The organism is Pseudomonas sp. MIS38, from assembly GCF_019891575.1.
In the GTDB taxonomy this organism is placed as follows: domain Bacteria; phylum Pseudomonadota; class Gammaproteobacteria; order Pseudomonadales; family Pseudomonadaceae; genus Aquipseudomonas; species Aquipseudomonas putida_A.
Map to the genome: position 1 here is coordinate 67,594 of NZ_JAFLXF010000005.1, position 18,365 is coordinate 85,958.

The 18,365-nt window shown below is 59.1% G+C and carries 19 protein-coding genes; 6 read left to right on the forward strand and 13 right to left on the reverse strand.

Going from position 1 to position 18,365, the window contains the following annotated elements; all coding sequences use genetic code 11:
* Positions 1–97 precede the first annotated feature (97 nt).
* Positions 98–769, forward strand: coding sequence for a lipopolysaccharide kinase InaA family protein (locus J1G18_RS08280; protein ID WP_223007442.1), 672 nt, complete (start codon positions 98–100; stop codon positions 767–769).
* 81 nt (positions 770–850) lie between these two features.
* Here J1G18_RS08280 and J1G18_RS08285 read toward each other — a convergent pair whose 3' ends face one another.
* Positions 851–1,120 carry a hypothetical protein gene (locus tag J1G18_RS08285; RefSeq protein ID WP_098964028.1) on the reverse strand — a complete coding sequence of 90 codons (270 nt, stop codon included), beginning with the start codon at positions 1,118–1,120 and terminating at the stop codon, positions 851–853.
* A gap of 294 nt (positions 1,121–1,414) precedes the next feature.
* Here J1G18_RS08285 and J1G18_RS08290 point away from each other — a divergent pair, with 294 nt between their 5' ends.
* On the forward strand, positions 1,415–1,657 hold the full coding sequence (locus J1G18_RS08290) for a hypothetical protein (protein ID WP_007967139.1): 243 nt from the start codon (positions 1,415–1,417) through the stop codon (positions 1,655–1,657).
* Between the two features lie 50 nt (positions 1,658–1,707).
* On the opposite strand, the gene J1G18_RS08295 is transcribed toward J1G18_RS08290, so the two are convergent.
* The 11 genes from J1G18_RS08295 to J1G18_RS08345 all read right to left on the reverse strand — a co-directional run bounded on the left by J1G18_RS08295 (position 1,708) and on the right by J1G18_RS08345 (position 14,881).
* Positions 1,708–2,610, reverse strand: a complete 903-nt coding sequence (locus tag J1G18_RS08295) for a bestrophin family protein (RefSeq protein WP_007967141.1) — start codon at positions 2,608–2,610, stop codon at positions 1,708–1,710.
* Positions 2,611–2,774: 164 nt separating this feature from the next.
* Entirely contained in the window at positions 2,775–4,061 is a 1,287-nt protein-coding gene (locus J1G18_RS08300) for a carbohydrate porin (RefSeq protein ID WP_223007443.1), read from the reverse strand.
* A 105-nt stretch (positions 4,062–4,166) separates the two neighbouring features.
* On the reverse strand, positions 4,167–6,572 hold the full coding sequence (locus J1G18_RS08305; RefSeq protein WP_223007444.1) for a glucose/quinate/shikimate family membrane-bound PQQ-dependent dehydrogenase: 2,406 nt from the start codon (positions 6,570–6,572) through the stop codon (positions 4,167–4,169).
* Between the two features lie 206 nt (positions 6,573–6,778).
* Positions 6,779–7,222: a tryptophan-rich sensory protein TspO gene (gene tspO / locus J1G18_RS08310; protein WP_027611782.1), complete on the reverse strand. Its 444-nt coding sequence runs from the start codon at positions 7,220–7,222 to the stop codon at positions 6,779–6,781.
* Between the two features lie 59 nt (positions 7,223–7,281).
* A complete protein-coding gene (locus tag J1G18_RS08315; RefSeq protein WP_223007445.1) occupies positions 7,282–9,471 on the reverse strand; it encodes an ATP-binding protein in 2,190 nt (729 codons plus the stop codon).
* A gap of 159 nt (positions 9,472–9,630) precedes the next feature.
* Positions 9,631–11,169, reverse strand: a complete 1,539-nt coding sequence (locus J1G18_RS08320) for a cryptochrome/photolyase family protein (protein WP_223007446.1) — start codon at positions 11,167–11,169, stop codon at positions 9,631–9,633.
* 14 nt (positions 11,170–11,183) lie between these two features.
* Positions 11,184–11,489, reverse strand: a complete 306-nt coding sequence (locus J1G18_RS08325) for a DUF6482 family protein (protein ID WP_027611785.1) — start codon at positions 11,487–11,489, stop codon at positions 11,184–11,186.
* A gap of 32 nt (positions 11,490–11,521) precedes the next feature.
* Positions 11,522–12,064, reverse strand: coding sequence for a DUF3833 domain-containing protein (locus J1G18_RS08330; RefSeq protein WP_150370620.1), 543 nt, complete (start codon positions 12,062–12,064; stop codon positions 11,522–11,524).
* Between the two features lie 106 nt (positions 12,065–12,170).
* Entirely contained in the window at positions 12,171–12,743 is a 573-nt protein-coding gene (gene folE, locus J1G18_RS08335) for a GTP cyclohydrolase I FolE (protein WP_223007447.1), read from the reverse strand.
* Between the two features lie 241 nt (positions 12,744–12,984).
* Positions 12,985–14,109, reverse strand: coding sequence for an alkene reductase (locus J1G18_RS08340; protein WP_223007448.1), 1,125 nt, complete (start codon positions 14,107–14,109; stop codon positions 12,985–12,987).
* 94 nt (positions 14,110–14,203) lie between these two features.
* Positions 14,204–14,881, reverse strand: a complete 678-nt coding sequence (locus J1G18_RS08345; RefSeq protein WP_223007449.1) for a type 1 glutamine amidotransferase domain-containing protein — start codon at positions 14,879–14,881, stop codon at positions 14,204–14,206.
* 196 nt (positions 14,882–15,077) lie between these two features.
* Here J1G18_RS08345 and J1G18_RS08350 point away from each other — a divergent pair, with 196 nt between their 5' ends.
* From J1G18_RS08350 to J1G18_RS08360, 3 genes are all read left to right on the forward strand, one after another.
* The gene (locus J1G18_RS08350) at positions 15,078–15,662 is read left to right on the forward strand and encodes a TetR/AcrR family transcriptional regulator (RefSeq protein ID WP_007967154.1); all 585 of its coding nucleotides are present in this window, start codon (positions 15,078–15,080) and stop codon (positions 15,660–15,662) included.
* Between the two features lie 43 nt (positions 15,663–15,705).
* Complete coding sequence (locus J1G18_RS08355) at positions 15,706–16,398, forward strand: DUF695 domain-containing protein (RefSeq protein WP_227698825.1); 693 nt, start codon at positions 15,706–15,708, stop codon at positions 16,396–16,398.
* A 144-nt stretch (positions 16,399–16,542) separates the two neighbouring features.
* Entirely contained in the window at positions 16,543–16,791 is a 249-nt protein-coding gene (locus J1G18_RS08360) for a CsbD family protein (protein ID WP_098964018.1), read from the forward strand.
* Between the two features lie 210 nt (positions 16,792–17,001).
* On the opposite strand, the gene J1G18_RS08365 is transcribed toward J1G18_RS08360, so the two are convergent.
* Positions 17,002–17,925: a LysR family transcriptional regulator gene (locus J1G18_RS08365; RefSeq protein WP_098964017.1), complete on the reverse strand. Its 924-nt coding sequence runs from the start codon at positions 17,923–17,925 to the stop codon at positions 17,002–17,004.
* A 200-nt stretch (positions 17,926–18,125) separates the two neighbouring features.
* On the opposite strand from J1G18_RS08365, the gene J1G18_RS08370 reads away from it, so the two are divergent.
* The gene (locus J1G18_RS08370; protein WP_095135811.1) at positions 18,126–18,338 is read left to right on the forward strand and encodes a tautomerase family protein; all 213 of its coding nucleotides are present in this window, start codon (positions 18,126–18,128) and stop codon (positions 18,336–18,338) included.
* Positions 18,339–18,365 lie beyond the last annotated feature (27 nt).

Sequence of the window (18,365 nt, forward strand, 5' to 3'; positions counted from 1 at the left end):
CGAGGGAACTATTAACGTCCACCAACAGACTGAGCTGCTGTTGCGACCCTCATGCAAACGTCGCACGAAACGATTTCTACAATAAAAGGAGCGCACAATGGGCAGGGCAGGCGATGAATTTGATTTCTGGTGGGGTACTTCCGGGTCGTGGGTGGAACCCCCGAATGTTCGCCGCAGCGGCACCAGCGGTGTCCAGCTGATTGTTCAAGGTGACAAGACGTTTTTTGTAAAGCGCCAGACCGGCCATTTGTTCCGCAGTCTCCGTTACCCCACTGGCCGACCCACCGCATTGCGTGAAGGCGTTGCCCTTTCAAGATTGGAGCAACTGGGCGTGAATGCGCCAAGACCGGTATTTTATGGCGCGAGAAAAGTCGACGGCGTATGGCAGGGTGTCTTGGTTACCAAAGACCTGGGCGGCTTCATCGATCTGGATACCTGGTATAGCCAGGGCGCTGCAAGTCTGTTGACCACGGAACAACATCTGCGACTTCTTGAACGTTTGGCGCAAATGCTGGCGCGGATGCATTCGGGCAAATGGCAGCACGGTTGCATGCGCTCCAAACACATCTTTATCAAGGCGTCGATTACCGACACAGACTTCGATTTTGAACTGGCGCTGCTTGACCTGGAGAAATCTCGCGGTCGTGCTACGGCAATGGGCGCGGCGCGTCACGACATTCCTCAACTCAGACGGCATTCCTTCTGGGATGAGTCGCAGTGGCGGCATTTTCTTTCGAGTTATGAGCAAGCCAGTGGTAGAACCCTTTAAGCAGGTGTGCAAAGCCATTGGTTAGAACAGGCTGTGGTGCGTGCTCAGCACATAAGTCACGCACCAGCCTCCTCTGAATAATTACCACTGACCGCTTCCGAGGCAGGCGATTATTTCCCAGCCACTGAATTCCCACCAGGAATAGCGCTCATCGGAGCAACTTCTGGCCAGGCTGGCCGTCTGGATTTCTCCGGCTTTGCTATGTGTTGCGAAAGGCGTGTTGATCGAGGCGGTCACCTGCTTGACCGTCTGTGGAGCAGTGATGGTGGTTGGATGCACGGCAGCGTTTGTGGCCGTTGCGGCGAGAGCGAGCGTCGCCGCGATGGCCAGAGTAGTCATGGACTTTTTCATGTTCGAATCCTTTCAGTTAGCTGACAGCGGGCTTATACATAGGCCCCGACCTGCCTTCTGAACAGATCGGGCATTCGCGTAATGTCACGCCAGAAAAGCCTACCACTGCGCTATCTATGGAACAGTCGCACAACTGTGCTATTGACAACTTGTTGAGCGGCCGGTCTTCGCCATGGGCGCTGGATCAGAGTCAAATAATCTGAACCCCGCCCGAACGCCCACGCCTAACGATCAGCTTGTGTTCATTCGCACAGGCCCGGTGCCAATACCGGCACACTCCGAGAGGTGGTCAACGTGGCTAAAGACGAGAAAAAAAGCAAAAAAGACGATGCTTCGAAAGCCAGCAAGGACTTGAAAGACAAAAAGTCTTCGCCGGAAAAGAAATCAGCGGCAGCTTCGGCGCTTTCCAAGTCCTCCGACAAGAAAGACAAGAAGAAAGACGCCGAACCGAAAAAGTCTGCGAAAAAAGCCGATAGCAAGCCGGAAAAGGCCAAGGACTCAAAGAAGGCTGATAAGCCGGCGAAAAAGAAGAAGTAAAACCTGCGACTCGCCAGGGCTTAACGCCCTGGCGTCCCTAAGATCGCTCCTCAAGCCGTTTCTTCAACCCTGCGCGCATCCCCCAACGAATCACGCTGCATCGACTGCAGGTTTTTCTCGATGGTTTCGCACAGGGCTTCCATCTGGATCTGATGCTCGCTATGGCGAAACGGGCTTTGCAGGTCAGTACCGATGCGTTCGATGGCCAGCAGCATGAAGCCCACCACCGTCGAGGCCAGCGGGGTGAACCAACCCAGCGATTCCACCAGCCCCACCGGCACAATCAGGCAGAACAGCGAGATAAACAGGCGCGGGAAATACACGTAGGGGTAGGGCAGCGGAGTATTGGCGATCCGCTCCATGCCGCCCTGGCTGTTGGACAGATCGACCATCGTCGATTCCAGCCGTGCCAGCCGAATGCTGTCCAGGCGCCCGGCCTTGTATTCCCGAGCCAGCAACGCCGCGGAACCGGTGAGGATGTCGTTGGCAAAGTTGTTGGTGGTGCCGCTGCGGGCGAATTCATCTGCCGGGATGAACGCGCGGACTTCCTCCGGGCAAGGCTGACCCTGCAGATGCGCCGCGAGGCAATTGACGTACGCCACATGGCGGCGCAACAGCGTCGCCTTCACCGGGTTCACTTCGTTATCGGGATCATCCAGCAGCGTCAGCACCTGCCGGGCAAAGCTGCGCGAGCTGTTGATCATCATGCCCCACAGCGTGCGCGCCTCCCACCAACGGTTGTAGGCGCTGCTGTTGCGGAAACTGATCAGCACCACCAGCGCTGAACCGAGCAAAGTCAGAGGCATCAGCGGCAGGTTGATCTTGGCGTTGAGGAACAACATGAAGTCGACGGTGACGGCGATGTCCCAGAGCAACAACCAGAACAGCGACCAGCCCACGTAGCCCATGGTCTTGATGATCAAACGGTATTTTTTGACGATGGCTGCTTTCAAACGGAAACCTCGTGGCGAGCGGTAAGCGTTAACGCCCTAGCTCCGACGCTGGTTCGGGGGTAAAGGTTCGGTGTCGAGTGAGCTTCTTGGTTACGACAATTTTCAGGCAATAAAAAACCCGGTCATTACGCCGGGTTTTTTATTGCCTGCAGTTCTGCCAGAAGTCAGAGCGAAGCTTTCACCTGCAAGCCAAACACCAACGCATTGTCGATGTCCTGCCCGGAAAACGCGCCCGGTTCGATGATGTATTGCATGTTCGGGCGCAGCGTCAGCCACGGCGTGGCCTGATAGCCGTAGCCGAGTTCGATCAACTGCTCGCCACTGTCCAGGTTCGGGAACTGCGTGCCATTGGCCATGGCAGCGTCCTGTTGCACGTCGCGGCTGCGCGGGTTAGGCACGGCGCGGCCGTAGCCCAGAGCGACGGTGTCACGCGGGCGACCTTCGAACGGTTTGTACAGCACCAGACCGGTGCCGTACCACTTGCTGAATGGCGAAGCCGCTTCGCTGGCCGCCGAGTATTGGCCGAACGCATGCAGGCTGCGGCCCTCGGACGTTGGCGAACTCCATACGGCCTGATCGATCAGCAGGTAGTGACCGCCACGGCCGGAGACTTCCTTGTCGCTGCCGACGCGTTTCACGTCGGAGCTGTCGTAGTAGTAACCGAGCTTGTATTCGCCAGGCAATTGGCCCGCGTGCTTGTACACCAGCTCGATCGGCACCACGGTGCCGGTGGTGTGTTTCGGGCCCAGATGCCAGGCACGGCTGGAGTTGCCGTTGCTTTCCGGATCGACGTTGAACGCGGCCACGCGCAGTTGCCAGGACGGCGACAAGTCGTATTTCACCCGCACGCCCAGGTGTGCGTTCGGGTAATTGGTCCAGCCGCTGCCGCCGGACATGTTCAGCGGATGGCCGCAGAAACCGGCGTTCATGAAGTTGCACAGAATGCCGCTGTCGAGGCCGCCGAGGTCGTTGCCCATTGCCATGTAACCCAGCTTCACGTTGAGCGCCGGGGTGAACAGACTGCGCTCATAGCTCAGTTCGGTCAGGCGGGTGTAGAGGCCGCCGTAGTTTTCCTGGATCGGCAGACGGTTGCCAACCAGATCTTCGGAGGCGCTGTTGCCGCGGCGGTCGTTGATGGTCAGCTGAACCTTGCCGGCGTTCTCTACGCCATACAACTTGCTCAGGTCGAACTGCGCGCCGAGCTTGATGTTCTGCGAGTAACGGCCGGAGCGATGCAGGCCGCCATCGGCGTTGTAAGCCATTTCGCCGGTGTAATCGCCGGTGAACTTGATGCCGTCTTCGTCCATCTGGTGGCGCAGGCCACCCCAGTCACCGGTCAGGGTGTTGCGGGTCAACAGGTTCGAATCGGTATCGGCGAAGGCGGGCAGGGTGGTGCAGGTCAGGCCCAACAGCACGCCGTTGACCCAGCCGTTACGAGTAAAACCAAACATGGAGATCTTCCTGCTCAAAGCTGTAGCGATATCGGAAAGCGGCGCGGCACCCTCAGGTGCCGCGCGCAAAAAGAAAGCGCCCGTGGTCAGCACGGGCGCTGCGGCTTACGGCAAGGCGTAAGCCATCACGTAGTCGCCGCGATCGGTCGACTGACGCGCACCACCGGCGGTGATGACGATGTACTGCTTGCCGGTCTTCGGCGAAACGAAGGTCATCGGGCCGCCCTGACTGCCGACCGGCAGACGCGCTTTCCACACTTCTTCGCCATTGGCGCTGTTGAAGGCGCGCAGGTAGAAGTCCTGGGTGCCGGCGATAAAAATCAGGCCACCTTGGGTCGACAGGGTGCCGCCGAGGGTCGGCAGACCGATCTTGATCGGCAGGTGCATGCGGATGCCCAAGGGACCTGTGTCTTCAACGGTACCGACCGGAACCTGCCACGCGACTTTCTGGGTCTTCATGTCGATCGCGGTCAGAGTGCCGAACGGCGGAGCCTGGCACGGAATGCCGGCCACCGACAGGAAGCGGTTTTTGTTGACCGCGTAAGGCGTGCCTTTGAGCGGTACCGCGCCCATACCGGTGTTCAACGCTTCGCCACCGGAGGAAGCTTGAGCCTTGTTCTGCGACGGGATCATCTGAATCCACAGACCCAGGCGCATGTCGTTGACGAAGATGAAACCGTGCACCGGGTCAGTGGAGATGCTGCCCCAGTTCATGCCGCCCAGGGAACCCGGGAAGCTCAGGGATTTATCGGTACCGGGCGCGGTGTACAGGCCGTCGTAACGCATCGATTTGAAATCAATCCGGCACAGCAACTGGTCGTACGGGGTGGCGCCCCACATGTCCGACTCAGTCAGATGCTGGGCACCGATCTGCGGCATGCCCACCGATTTTGGCTGGGTTGGCGAGTACGGTTCGTTCGGGATGTTCGCGGCTTTGACCGGGACTTCTTTAACCTCGGTCAACGGTTTGCCGGTGGCACGATCGAGCACGTAGATCTGCCCGGCCTTGGTGCCGATGACCAGCGCCGGAACGCTTTTGCCGTCCTTGGTGAAGTCGATCAGGCTCGGCTGCATCGGCAGGTCGAAGTCCCAGAGATCGTTGTGCACGGTCTGGAACACCCAGCGTTCATCACCGGTGGTGGCGTCCAGCGCGAGGATCGAGGCGCCGTAGGTGTGATCGAGTTTGCTGCGCTCGACACCATAGATGTCGGTGGACGAGCTGCCCATTGGCAGGAACACGGTGTTGGTTGCCGGATCGTAGGACATCGGCGCCCAGCTGTTCGGCGTGCTGCGCACATACGTGCTGCCGTCGGCCGGGGCCTTTTTGTCCTGCGGGTTGCCCGGGTCGAAGGCCCAACGCATGGCGCCGGTGATCACGTCGAAACCACGGATCACGCCGCCCGGCATGTCGGTTTGTACGTTGTCGGCTACACGACCACCGACCACCACAGTGGTGCCGGCCATCAGCGGCGCGGAGGAGAGCTGGTAGTAGCTGTCCGGCACGTCACCGAGACCGGCCTTCAGGTCAACCTGACCGTTGTTGCCGAAACCCTGGCAGAACTCGCCGGTATCGGCATCGACCGCGATCAGGCGGGCGTCGATGGTGTTGGTCAGCAGACGGCGCTGGCAGTTGGCGGCCGGCGCAGGCTTGGCTTCGATGATGCTCGAATTGCTTGGTTGAGCGATGCTTTTGGTCGCATCGAAATAGGCCATGCCACGGCAACGCTGCCAGACTTTGGATTTGGCGTTGATCGCGTTCTTCCACAGCTCTTTGCCGGTGTCGGCATCCAGCGCGATCAGGTTGTTGTGCGGGGTGCAGATGAACACTTTGTTGCCGATCTGCAGCGGAGTGAGCTGGTCTTCGGCACCGTTGCCATCGCTCTCGGCGACGTCACCGGTGTGGTAGGTCCAGGCTACTTTCAGCTTGTCGACGTTGTTGCGGTTGATCTGGTCCAGCGCAGCAAAGCGGCTGCCGCCCTCGGTATTGCCGTAGTGCGCCCAGTCTTTTTGCGCCTTGTCTGGCTCAACCGGGGTCAGGCCCGGGCCAGTGCCGGTGGCAGCGACGGTCGGGTGCGCAACGAACATATTGCCGGCAGCCACCGCCAGTCCCACGGCCAGGACAGCGGCAACGCCGTAAGCGCCACGACCCGGAACATCACCGTTGGCACGCTTGAGCAGCGGATAGACCAGCGTCACCGCCAGACCCACGGCGCTGAACATGAACAGACGCGAGAACACCGGCCAGAACACCAGCCCGGCATCGCTCACCGCCCAGATCGCTGTCCCCACCAGAAACGCTGCAAACAGCCAGGCGCCGGCCGTCTTGAAGCGAGCGATCAGCAGACCGGAAACGGCCATCACCAGACCGCCCACGAGGAAGTACCACGACCCTCCCAGGCTGACCAGCTTCACTCCGCCAGCCGCAAGTGCCAGGCCGAGCAGGGCGATGATCACCCCCAGCCCGACCAGAATGAATTTTGATATGCCCGAGAGGCGTTGACTCTGCTTCACGTTGAATGTCCCGTTGAAATGAGGCGTGCATTATATAGATAGGTAACTACCTAGTTAAATCACTAATTCAGTAATGAACTGTTGTTCATTGCGAAATCCCCGTCCTGAGCGGGGACCTGCGCTTTCAAGGGCCTGGAAAGATATTTTGAATGCCTGAAAAAGAGCCTTTTTGTCAGAAAAAATGGGAGTTATGACAGCTGCCGTCATCAACCACGGTTATTGCGCAGAATCGAGAAATTCAACGCCGCCGCCACACACAACCAGGCCAGATAAGGAAACAGGATCAACCCGGTGATCAAATCCAGGCGCAACGCCATAAACACCATCACCGCGACCACCAGCCACAACAGCAGCAGAATCACCATGGCGGCGGCCACCTGATGCGCGCCGAAGAACACCGGCGTCCACAACGTGTTCAGCGCAATCTGCGCCGCCCACAGCGCCAGTACCGTCTGACTGCCAGGAATCAGGCTCAAGCGATAACCGGCCCAGGCCAGCAATAGATAGATTATTGTCCAGGCCACCGGAAACGCCCAATTGGGTGGCGTAAATCCGGGTTTATTGAGCCCTTCGTACCATGGCCCGGGTTTGAAAATCACCCCGGTAGTCGCCGCAGCGCCGCACGCGATCAGAAAAATCAGAAACGTCACCATTTTTCACTCCTTGGCCGCAGCCACTCTCTCTGGGATTACAGCGCCGCAACGGTCGCTCATTCGGATTTCATCGCCATCAGGTCGCTGACCCGCGCCACCAGCGTGTCGACGGCAAACGGCTTGGTCAGCACCTGCATGTCCGGGCCCAATTGACCGGCACCAATCACCGCGTTTTCCGCGTACCCGGTAATGAACAGGGTCTTCAGATTCTGGCGGATTTCCCGGCCGGCATCGGCCAGTTGCCGACCGTTCATGCCACCCGGCAAGCCGACATCGGTGATCAACAAGTCGATGTGTATGTCCGAGCGCAACATCTTCAGCCCGACCACACTGTCGGCGGCCTCTATCAAGGTGTAGCCGAGATCGCCGAGCACGTCAGTCAGCAGCGCTCGCACCGTAGGCTCGTCGTCCACCACCAGAATCGTCTCGCCAGACTTGGGCAAGGCTGCCGGCGCGTTGTCCTTGTGATCCTGGTTAGGCACGGGCTCGCCATGGTAGCGCGGCAGATAAATGCACATCTCGGTGCCCTGACCGACCTGCGAATGCACGCGCACCTGGCCACCGGACTGCTTGGCGAAACCGTAGATCATCGACAGCCCCAACCCGGTGCCCTGGCCCAGCGGTTTGGTGGTGAAGAACGGGTCAAAGGCCTTGGCGATCACATCGGCGGTCATACCGGTGCCGGTATCGGTCACGCACAGGCACAGGTATTCGCCCTCGGGCATGTCCAGGGTGCGCGCCGTCTCGCAGTCCAGCGCACGGTTGGCTGTTTCGATGGTGATGCGCCCGCCATCCGGCATCGCATCGCGCGCGTTGATGCACAGGTTGAGCAGGGCGTTCTCCAACTGGCTGGCGTCCACCAGCGTTGGCCAGAGCCCCGGCGCGGCGCGGGTTTCCAGAACGATGCTGGGGCCGACCGTACGCTGGATCAGCTCGGTCATGCCGGTCATCAGCGTGTTGACATCGGTCGGCCGCGGATCGAGGGTCTGGCGTCTGGAAAACGCCAGCAGACGGTGGGTCAGGGCGGCGGCGCGCTTGACCGCGCCCTGGGCGGTCACCATGTATTTGTCGACCTCATTCAGCCGGCCCTGGCTGATGCGCGCGCCCATCAACTCCAGCGCGCCGGAAATGCCGGCCAGCAAATTGTTGAAGTCATGCGCCAGGCCCCCGGTCAGTTGGCCGACGGCTTCCATTTTCTGCGACTGACGCAGTTTCTCTTCGGCTTGCATCAGCTCTGAAGTGCGCGATGACACGCGCTGCTCCAGCGTATCGTTGAGCGCGCGCAACGCGGCGATGGCGCGGTCGCGCTCCGCTTCGACATTGCGCCGTTCCTCGACATCGATCAGCACGCCGGGAAAGCGCAGCGGCGTTCCATCATCGGCACACTCAACACGGCCGTTGGCCTCGATCCACTGATATTTGCCGTCTGTGCGGCGCACACGGTACTGGTGGGAGTAGGCGCCACCACGGCCTATGGCTTCGTTGATCGCGGTGGTCAGTCCATCCTGGTCTTCGGGATGCACGGTCACCATGACTTGTTCGAGGCTGAGCCCTTCGCGGCCCAGCGCCGGGTTGAGATCAAACACCCGGGCGAACGCTTCGTCCACGGCGAAACGATCGGTGAGCAGGTCCCAGTGCCAGGTGCCGATGATCGCACCGGCGGCGAGCGCCAGTTGCACACGCTCGACGTTCTCCCGCGCCAGCGCTTCACTGGCACGCAAACGCTCTTCGGCGTCGCGCCGCTGGGTGACGTCGTTGAACAGGATCGCGATCTGCCGGTCGGCCGGATCGCCGACCCGTACCGCGCGCACGTCGAACCAGCGTTCGAAGGTGTTGGCGTAATTTTCGAAGTTCGCCGGCTCTCCGGTTTTGGCCACATGGCCGTAGGTTTCGAACCAGAAGCTTTCCAGATTGGGCGCGAACTCGGTGACCCATTTGCCGCGCAGGTTGACCCCGCACTGGTGTTCGAACGCCGGGTTGGCTTCGACGAAGTAGTAATCGACGGGTTTATCGTCAGCGTCGAATTTGACCTTGACGATGGCGAACGCCGATTCGATGGTTTCCAGAATGGTGATGAAGCGTGCCTCGCTACGTGCGAGCGCATCCCGACTGGCTTGCAGTTGCGCCGCCATGTCGCGATCGAGGTCAACGTCCTGCGTGTCGACCAGGGTGCTCTGAAGCGCCGCGCGCAATCGCCTTACCTCTGACTCAAGCGCTTCGCGACTAAGGTGTTCAAGGGTATCCATGTGACCTGCTTTATTGAATGTTCAGGGGCTGGCTTCATAGAGCGCGTAGGCACAACGCGAGCAGTGAACGTCGCGCTCGCAGTGGACTCGAGCGCCAATCATCCGTTGACCGGGCGCGCTGTGCTTAAGTTTCACCACCCGCGCAAGCGAACGCTCATTTCAGATCGATTCGCCGTTATCCAGGCGCGCCAACAGGTTCTGCCCGCGTTGCCACAGCGCCTCCTGCTTGGCTGGCGGCATGCGGTCGAGGTTCTTGTACATCATCGCCATGCGCTGATTGCCGCGCAGTTGTTCACCGTGGCGCATCAGAAAATGCCAATACAACGCATTGAACGGGCAGGCATTGTCCGCGGTACTTTCGCTGACCTTGTAGGCGCAGCTTCGGCAGTAGTCGGACATGCGATTGATGTATTGGCCACTGGCGCAATAGGGTTTGGAACCGAGGTAACCGCCATCGGCATGCATGACCATGCCCAAGGTGTTGGGCAGCTCGACCCAGTCGAAGGCGTCCATATAGATCGCCAGGTACCACTCACAGATCTGGCTCGGCGCAATGCCGGCGAGCAGGGCAAAATTACCGGTGACCATCAGCCGCTGGATGTGATGCGCGTAGGCGTGCTGCAGACTCTGGCCAATGGCCTGGCGCATGCAGTTCATCTGCGTCGCACCGGTCCAGTAGAACTCGGGCAGTGGCCGGTCGTTGCCGAATACATTGCCCAGTGCGTAGTCCGGCATTTTCAGCCAGTACACGCCGCGCACATATTCCCGCCAGCCGATCAGTTGCCGAATGAAGCCTTCGGCGGCATTCAGGGCAATCCTGCCGGCCCAATAGGCCGACTCGACGTCGCTGCACAACTGCCGCAAATCCAGCAGGCCTATGTTGAGCGCAGCGCTGATGCGCGCATGAAACAGAAACGGTTCGTCACTGGCCATGGCGTCCTGATAGTCGCCGAAACCTGCCAGGCCATAGTCCAGAAAATACTCCCAGAGCGCCTGCGCGTCGGCATGGGTGACCGGGTAGTTGAAGTCGTCGAGTGCGCCGTAATGCTGACTGAAACGGGCCTTCACCAGGTCCAGCACTTCGCGGGTGATGGCGTCATTACCGAAACGGATCGGGTAGGGGGCTTTCACGCCTTTGGGCAGGGACTTGCGGTTCTCTGCATCGAAATTCCACGCACCACCCACCGGCGTGCCGTCGCCATTGAGCAGCAGGCGACTCTTGCGGCGCATCTCGCGATAGAAGAACTCCATGCGCAACTGCTTTTTGCCGGCGGCCCAGGCGGCGAACTCGCTGCGACTGCACAGAAAACGCGTATCGGCGTGCCAATGGATAGGCAGGCCACAGTCCCTGATCGATTGCTCCAGGCGCCAATCCCCGCACTCGGTGACGTGCACTTCCTCGACCTGCAACCGCTGTTGCCAGCGGCGTAATTCCCCCGGCACCGAGCCGCTATTGTGCGGATCATCCAGGGTCACGTATTCGACACGAACACCCTGGTCTCGCAGTGTCTGAGCGAAATGGCGCATGGCACTGAAGATCAGGGCAATCTTTTGTGGATGGTGCGGCACATGGCTGGCTTCTTCCATGACCTCGACCAGCAGCACGCTGTCGCGCTCGCTATCAAGCGTCTGCAATGAAGCCAGATCAAAGGACAACTGATCGCCCAGTACCAGGCACAACCGACGGTTCTGGTTCATTCACAGCATCCGTTTCATAGCGATGTGGCCAAGGAAAACGGAATCCGCAGCTCTTCGACGGGCCCGCTATCACGCCCGCACATTTCGTCGTGCACGCATTGCTGCACCAGCACGCAGGGGAATGCCGGCACAGTCTGTAGCAGGTCACGCAGATGGGTGATCGAGCGCAGATGCATCGGTTTGGCTGCATCGTCGAGCAAGGTGAACTGGCCGTGATCCAGACGGATGCGGGCCAGATAAAAACCACCTTCAAGCGACAGCAGCTCCAGCTCACGTATTTCGCTGTTGGCCGCACGTTCGGTCAGGGTTTGCAGATTCATGCTTCACTCCTTGCCTATCAATTCAGCACTGTTCATTGGTTTTCCCCCGCGCCCTGGCGACGGAAGAACAAGGTCACCTGACCGACTTCAACACCGAGTTTGGACATGCTGGTGCGGTTGATCAGCGTGTCCTCGTCCATCTGGTACATCCAGTCGTCCATGCTCATTTCATAGGTTGAGCCGTCGACCGGCAGATTCAGGCGATAACGCCAGTGCAGCGCATTGCCAGCGACCTGACCTGTAGCGACACCCACCACATCACCCGCACGCCCACTCCAGCGTCCCTGGCCCTCGGGCGTCAGGGTCCAGACGCGGCGTTGGCGCGTGCCGTCGCTGTACAGGAAGCGCTCATCGAGAATCAGGTTGTCGCCTTCACGATGGCTGACGATGTTGACCTCAAAGCGCTTGACCACTTCCCCGGAGCGCTTCTGAAACATCCCCCAGGCTTTCACGGGTTTGCTGAAAAAGCGTTGCAGATCCAGCGCCGGTTGCTGATCGGCATAGTGGCTGACATCCACGCTGCCGCAGCTTGCAACGCCGAGTGCCAGAGCCAGTAAGAGCACAAGTCGGGCCATTGCCGTTCTCCCTGAGTGCACAGGTATGGGGGTGAAGTTGGGAATATCGTGCTTGTACAGTGGGTTTATCGTGTACAGGTTTATCGCGCCTGTCGAAGGTCGGAAATCAACTTCGCCGCCCGATCAATTGCAGGAACTCCTGACGCGTCGTGGAGCTGTCGCGAAAAGCACCGAGCATCACCGAAGAGGTCATGATCGAATTCTGCTTTTCGACGCCGCGCATCATCATGCACATGTGCCTGGCTTCAATGACCACGGCCACGCCGGCGGCATCGGTGATCTGCTGGATCGCCTCGGCGATTTGCCGGGTGAGGTTTTCCTGGATCTGCAGACGGCGGGCGAACATGTCCACCACGCGCGCTACTTTCGACAGTCCCAGCACCCTGCCGGTGGGGATGTACGCCACGTGTGCCTTGCCGATGAAAGGCAGCATATGGTGCTCGCACAAGGAATAGAGCTCGATGTCACTGACGATGACCATCTCATCGCTTTGCGATTCGAACAGGGCACCGTTGGTGACGTCTTCCAGGCTCATCGAGTAGCCGTTGCACAGATACTGCATTGCTTTGGCCGCACGTTGGGGCGTGTCGAGCAGACCTTCGCGTTCGGGATTTTCACCGACACCGACGAGGATTTCGCGGTAATGGCTGGCTAGATGGCTGGCTAGTAGTGGGTTCATTCAGGGTGCTCGCGGCAGTGCTGTGCGTGGGGGCCAATCCGTAGCGCAAGAGTTGTACGTAAAGAAGTGTCTTGTATAGGTTTTATTCAAGATAGGCTGAAAAAATAAACCTGACAATCAATCGGCAATCTTTTTTGTGCAGATGCGAAAACCTCGCAGCGCAGCGCGCGAGGTTGCGGGTGTAGCGGGGGAGAAGAGGAAGCGCTCCCGGTGAGTGGGAGCGCTGGGCGAATTCGCGGAATTATTCGCTGTAGGTCGGGTAATCCACATAGCCTTCGGCATTGCCGCCGTAGACCGTCGCGGGATTCAGTGGATTGAGCGGCCAGTCATTGGCGATGCGCGCCGGCAGGTCCGGGTTAGCCATGAACGGACGGCCGAAAGCCACCAGATCAGCCAGTCCCGATTCAAGCAACTGCGCACCGGAGTCAGCGTTGTAACGCCCGGCGTAGATGATCGCGCCACTGAAGGTATCGCGCACCGCACGGCGGAAGGTTTGCGGCATCGCGGGCGCGTCGTCCCAGTCCGCTTCGGCGATGGACAGGTAGGCGATGCCCACATCCTCAAGTACTTTGATCGCTTCGATGTAAGTGGTGTGCGGGTCCTCTTCGACCATGCCCAGATAGGTGCGCGCTTCATCGGTGGTGGTGAACAGCGGCGCGAAACGCACGCCGACTTTCTCCTTGCCGATGCACTCGGCGACACCCGACACCACTTCGCGCAGAAAGCGCAGGCGATTGTGCAGCGAGCCACCGTATTGATCGGTGCGCACATTGCTGTGGGCAGAAATGAACTGGTTCACCAGATAGCCATTGGCGCAGTGCAGTTCGATCCCGTCGAAGCCGGCGTCCATCGCATTGCGCGCCGCCTGTATATAGAGCTGAACCAGTTCTTGGACTTCATCGGTGCTCAGTGCTCGCGGCGCGGATGGCGTAACCAGTTCGCCGGCGCCCGGCGCAGTTTCGATGAACACGCTGACTCGCTCGGTGGCGATGGCGGACGCTGAAACCGGTGCCGCCCCATCAGGCTGCAGCGCGGTGTGGGACACACGGCCGACGTGCCAAAGCTGGGCGAATATCACGCCGTCCTGTGCATGCACCGCTTCGGTGACTGTGCGCCATCCGGCAATTTGCTCAGGGGTGTGAATGCCGGGAGTCCAGGCGTAGCCCTGACCGCGAGGCTCGATCTGCGTGCCTTCGGTGACCAGCAGACCGGCGCCGGCGCGTTGCTGGTAATACTCGGCCATCAATGCGTTGGCGACATTGCCCGGTTGTGTGCTGCGCTGGCGGGTGAGGGGCGGCAGGACGATGCGGTTCTTCAGGGTGTGCAGGCCCAGTTTGACGGGGGTGAAGTAAGGGCTGTTGTTCATGTGATTCCTGTTTTGGCCTTATTAGACCAGTCGACTAGTAATGCGGTAAAAAAACACCGTGCGGGATGCGCACGGTGTCTGGACGCTGGAGGGCTCAGGCCAACAGTTTCAGCAGTTTTTCGGCGACGGCTGCCGAGCTGGCAGGGTTTTGACCCGTCACCAGTTGGCCATCGGTCACCACGTGAACCTGCCAGTCAGCGACCTTGGAGTAGCGACCGCCGAGACGCTGGAATTCGTCTTCGATCAGGAACGGCACGACATCGGTCAGGCCTACCGCGGCTTCTTCAGCGTTGGTGAAACCGGTGACGTCCCGGCCTTGAATCAACGGCTTGCCATCGGCAGCCACCACGCGACGCAGAACGCCCGGCGCATGGCAGACGAAACCGTGAGGTTTGTTGCTGCGGTCGAACGCTTCGATCAGCGCAATCGAGTGTTTGTCATCGGCCAGATCCCACAGCGGGCCATGGCCACCGGGATAAAACACGGCATCGAAATCCTCAGCGCTGACATCCGCCAGGCGCCCGGTATTGGCCAGCGCCTGCTGAGCAGCAGGGTCCTGGCGGAAGCGGTCGGTTTCAGCGGTTTGCGCATCGGGCTCATCGCTTTTCGGATCGAGCGGTGGCTGGCCGCCGGCCGGCGATACCAAGGTGATTTGCGCACCGGCATCCTTGAAGGCGTAGTAGGGAGCTGCGAACTCTTCGAGCCAGAAGCCGGTTTTCTTGTCAGTGTTGCCAAGTTGATCGTGGGAAGTCAGAACCATCAAGATTTTCATAGAGCGCCCTGTGTTGGTCTGGTGTCCTCGACGGGTTCGTCTGCGACACCTCAGAAGGAGTGACGGCCACAGAATAGATTCATATTAGACCGGTCGTCTAGTAAATTTTTACGCTCGTGTTTCCGCGCCATCACTGTGGCAAACTCCTGCTCATCAGAAATATACGACTGGTCTAATGTTTGGTATTTTGCGCCCCATGAAACCGACCTACGACGATACCCGCCAACACCTGCTCGACACCGGCCACCGCATGATGGCCGAAAAGGGCTTCACCAGCGTTGGCCTGAGCGAGATCCTGCAGACCGCCGGTGTGCCCAAGGGCTCGTTCTATCACTACTTCAAATCCAAGGAACTCTACGGCCAGGCGCTGCTGGAGGACTACTTTGTCGGCTACCTCGCGGACATGGAGCGACGCCTGACCCTGCCTGGGCTCAGTGCCTATGAGCGGCTGATGGATTACTGGCAGGGCTGGCAGAACCGCTGCACCCTGGAAGGCCATGGTGATGAATGCCTGGTGGTGAAGTTGAGCGCGGAAGTCGCCGACCTGTCCGAGTCGATGCGCCTGACCTTGCGCGACGGCGCCGAGCGCATCGTTGCACGAATTACGACGTGCCTGGAAGAAGGGCAGCTGGATAAAAGTTTGCCGCAGACTGACGCTCGGCAACTGGCAGAAACCCTGTATCAACTCTGGTTGGGGGCGAGTCTGTTGAACAAACTGCAGCGCACGGGGCAGTCGCTGCAGACGTCGATGGTGATGACCAAACAGCTTTTGCAAAGCTGAGGACCCCCACAACCCTTTCTCCCGACCCGCCAAGGAAGCGTAAATGGGCCTGCGACATACTCCTTTTTTTCACATGCCAACAGGTTGCATCTTGGCATTGGCCGGCGTGCTTCTCAGCGGCTGCTCCAGCCACACGGTGCCCCGACCTGTCGAGCGCGACCCTTGCCTCGACGCAGGCCCGGTAAACAGTCTCGGGTACGATCACTGTGTGGCTGAGCGGGATCGCCAAAGGAAGGAAGCACTTGAAGCGCTGCTTGACGATGACCCGGCTCATCTGCAGCACTTGCAAATCATCGAAATGCCCGAGAGCAAGTACCAATCTTCTGATTTCCCGGATACGCCCATCCCCATGTCCTACAGGGGAGTGGATTCGATTTCGCTGGCTGAAAAGCAAGCGCTGCCGTTCAAAGCCCGGATAGTCTGGAAATATTCTTCACCGAGCCTCCAGCCAGAGCGCCGGGACGCCCTGCAGATGGAGAAAATGCAGGTGCTGATCATGGCGGCGGTGCAGGAAAACGGGCTGGCGAAGTGGGTATGCACAGCCACCGGTGGGCAACAGCGGGAGTGGATCTTCTATACGCAAAGCGATGAGGCCTTCATCACCAAGGTACGAGCCGCTCTGGCGCAGACCGGTCCATACCCCGTCGAGTTAAAGGCACAGAGGGACGCGGCGCCCAGCGTCGGGAGGCAACCAGCACAAGACATCCGTGTCACCCCCAAATTGTGTATGGAATGAAACGCGTGCCGCGGGCGCGGCGATTACCTTTTTGAGCACCACTGACGAGCGGCAGCCATAAAAAGTGGAACTACAACTCACAGCCACCAGTCAACTTTTCTGTCGAGACTCAGAGCTTCCCACTTACACGAAGGTTTATGAATCATGAAGAGTGAACAGGTAGAAGGCGTAGCGGAAAAGTTGGCTGGCAAGGCGCAGAGCGCGGTCGGGAAACTGATGGGTGATTCGAAGATGGAAGCTGAAGGTGCCGGACATCAGGCAGCTGGACAGCTGACTAAATCCTACGGCGATGCACTGGATAACGTATCGACCTTCGTCAAAGAAAAACCGATAGCTGCAATCGCGATAGGTGCTGCGGCATTGATCCTGATAAACCGAATTTTTCGTCGCTGAGTGAGTGACCGGGTTTTTCACCAGACGTTGAAAGACAGGAAAATTGAATTAAAGGAAAGGGCCCTTAGGGGCTCTTTTTTTTAACCGGCCTTTCATGGACGTTATGGATTCAACGACATCCCGCTCAATGCGCGGGAAATGCAGTGTTCTTCTCAGTGATAGTGGATGATGTTCTGGAAGATGAGCGCGCCGCCCAATCCATCCCGTCGCTCAGTTCGCCGCCCAATCGGCTCGATACTGCAACAGGAAGTCGACGAATGCCCGAACCCGCTGAGGAACATAGCGGCCATGGGGGTAGAGCAGGGTGTAAGGCCTGGAGCGTCCATTGTAGGGCTGGAGTACCTCGATGAGGCTGCCATCGGCCAGTTCGCGCTCGACAATGAATTTGTAAGTCTGGAACAGACCCGCACTGTGTTTGGCCAGGGTAACGCCGCCCAGCACATCATCCGAGCAGCAATAGCTGCCCTCAGTGAAGATCTCCCGATGTTTGCCCTCGACGTCGAACAGCCATGAGATGCGTCGACCGCTGCTCGGCAGTTCAAATTGAATGCACTCGTGAGCGACGAGGTCATCCACTGTCGTTGGCGTGCCGGCCTTGCTCAGGTATTCAGGTGTTGCGACCACGACCAGTTGTGCGTCTTCGAGCAAGCGCGCAATCAGGGTCGAGTCCGGTTGAGCGCGAACCCGAATCGCCAGGTCATAGCCCTCCGCCACGAAGTCGATATTTCGGTTACCCAAGTGGATATCTACGGTGACGTCTGGATAAAGCGCTCGAAACTTCGGCAGAAGCGGCAAGATCCGATGATGCCCATAGGTGGTCGGAAGACTGATACGCAGCCGCCCTGAAGGCTTCGATTGAGCGCCCATGACTTCTTGCTGCGCTTCCACCAATTGAGTCAGGGCCTGTCGGCATTGTTCGTAGAACACCCGCCCCGGTTCAGTCATCCGGATGCTGCGCGTGGTTCTCACGAACAGGCGTGATCCCAAACGCTCCTCAAGACGCAAAATCGATCGGCTTACTGCCGCAGGCGTCACACCGGCGACCTGCGCGGCTGCGGTAAAACTGCCGGTTTCCGAGGCGAGGCAAAACAGCTCGATGCTGCCTAACTGCAGGTCATCAAAATGGCGTTTCATATTAATCACACCGGGTATTTGCGAAGTGCCCGAAAGCATACCGATGTCGATGATGCAGTGGCGAGGATCGCGGATCGATTCATTACACCGCGTCACAAATGAAGTAACCGCACCCGTATTTATTCATTGAAGGCAACCTCCTAGAGTTCACTCCACTGCCGCCTCCTCATGCCGATGAGGCGCGAACTGGAGACTCTCCCGTGCCTTTCATCAGCGTTCGTATCACCCGCGACGGCGTTACCAAAGAACAGAAAGCCCAGGTCATCGCCGAGATCACCAAAACCATGCAGACGGTGCTCAACAAGGATCCGCACCTGACGCACATCGTGATCGAGGAAGTCGATACCGATAACTGGGGCTACGCAGGAATAACCACTACCGAGTACCGCCAGTCGCTGGTGGAGCCCAAGTAATGACGCCATCAGGCTCGTCTGTGTGTG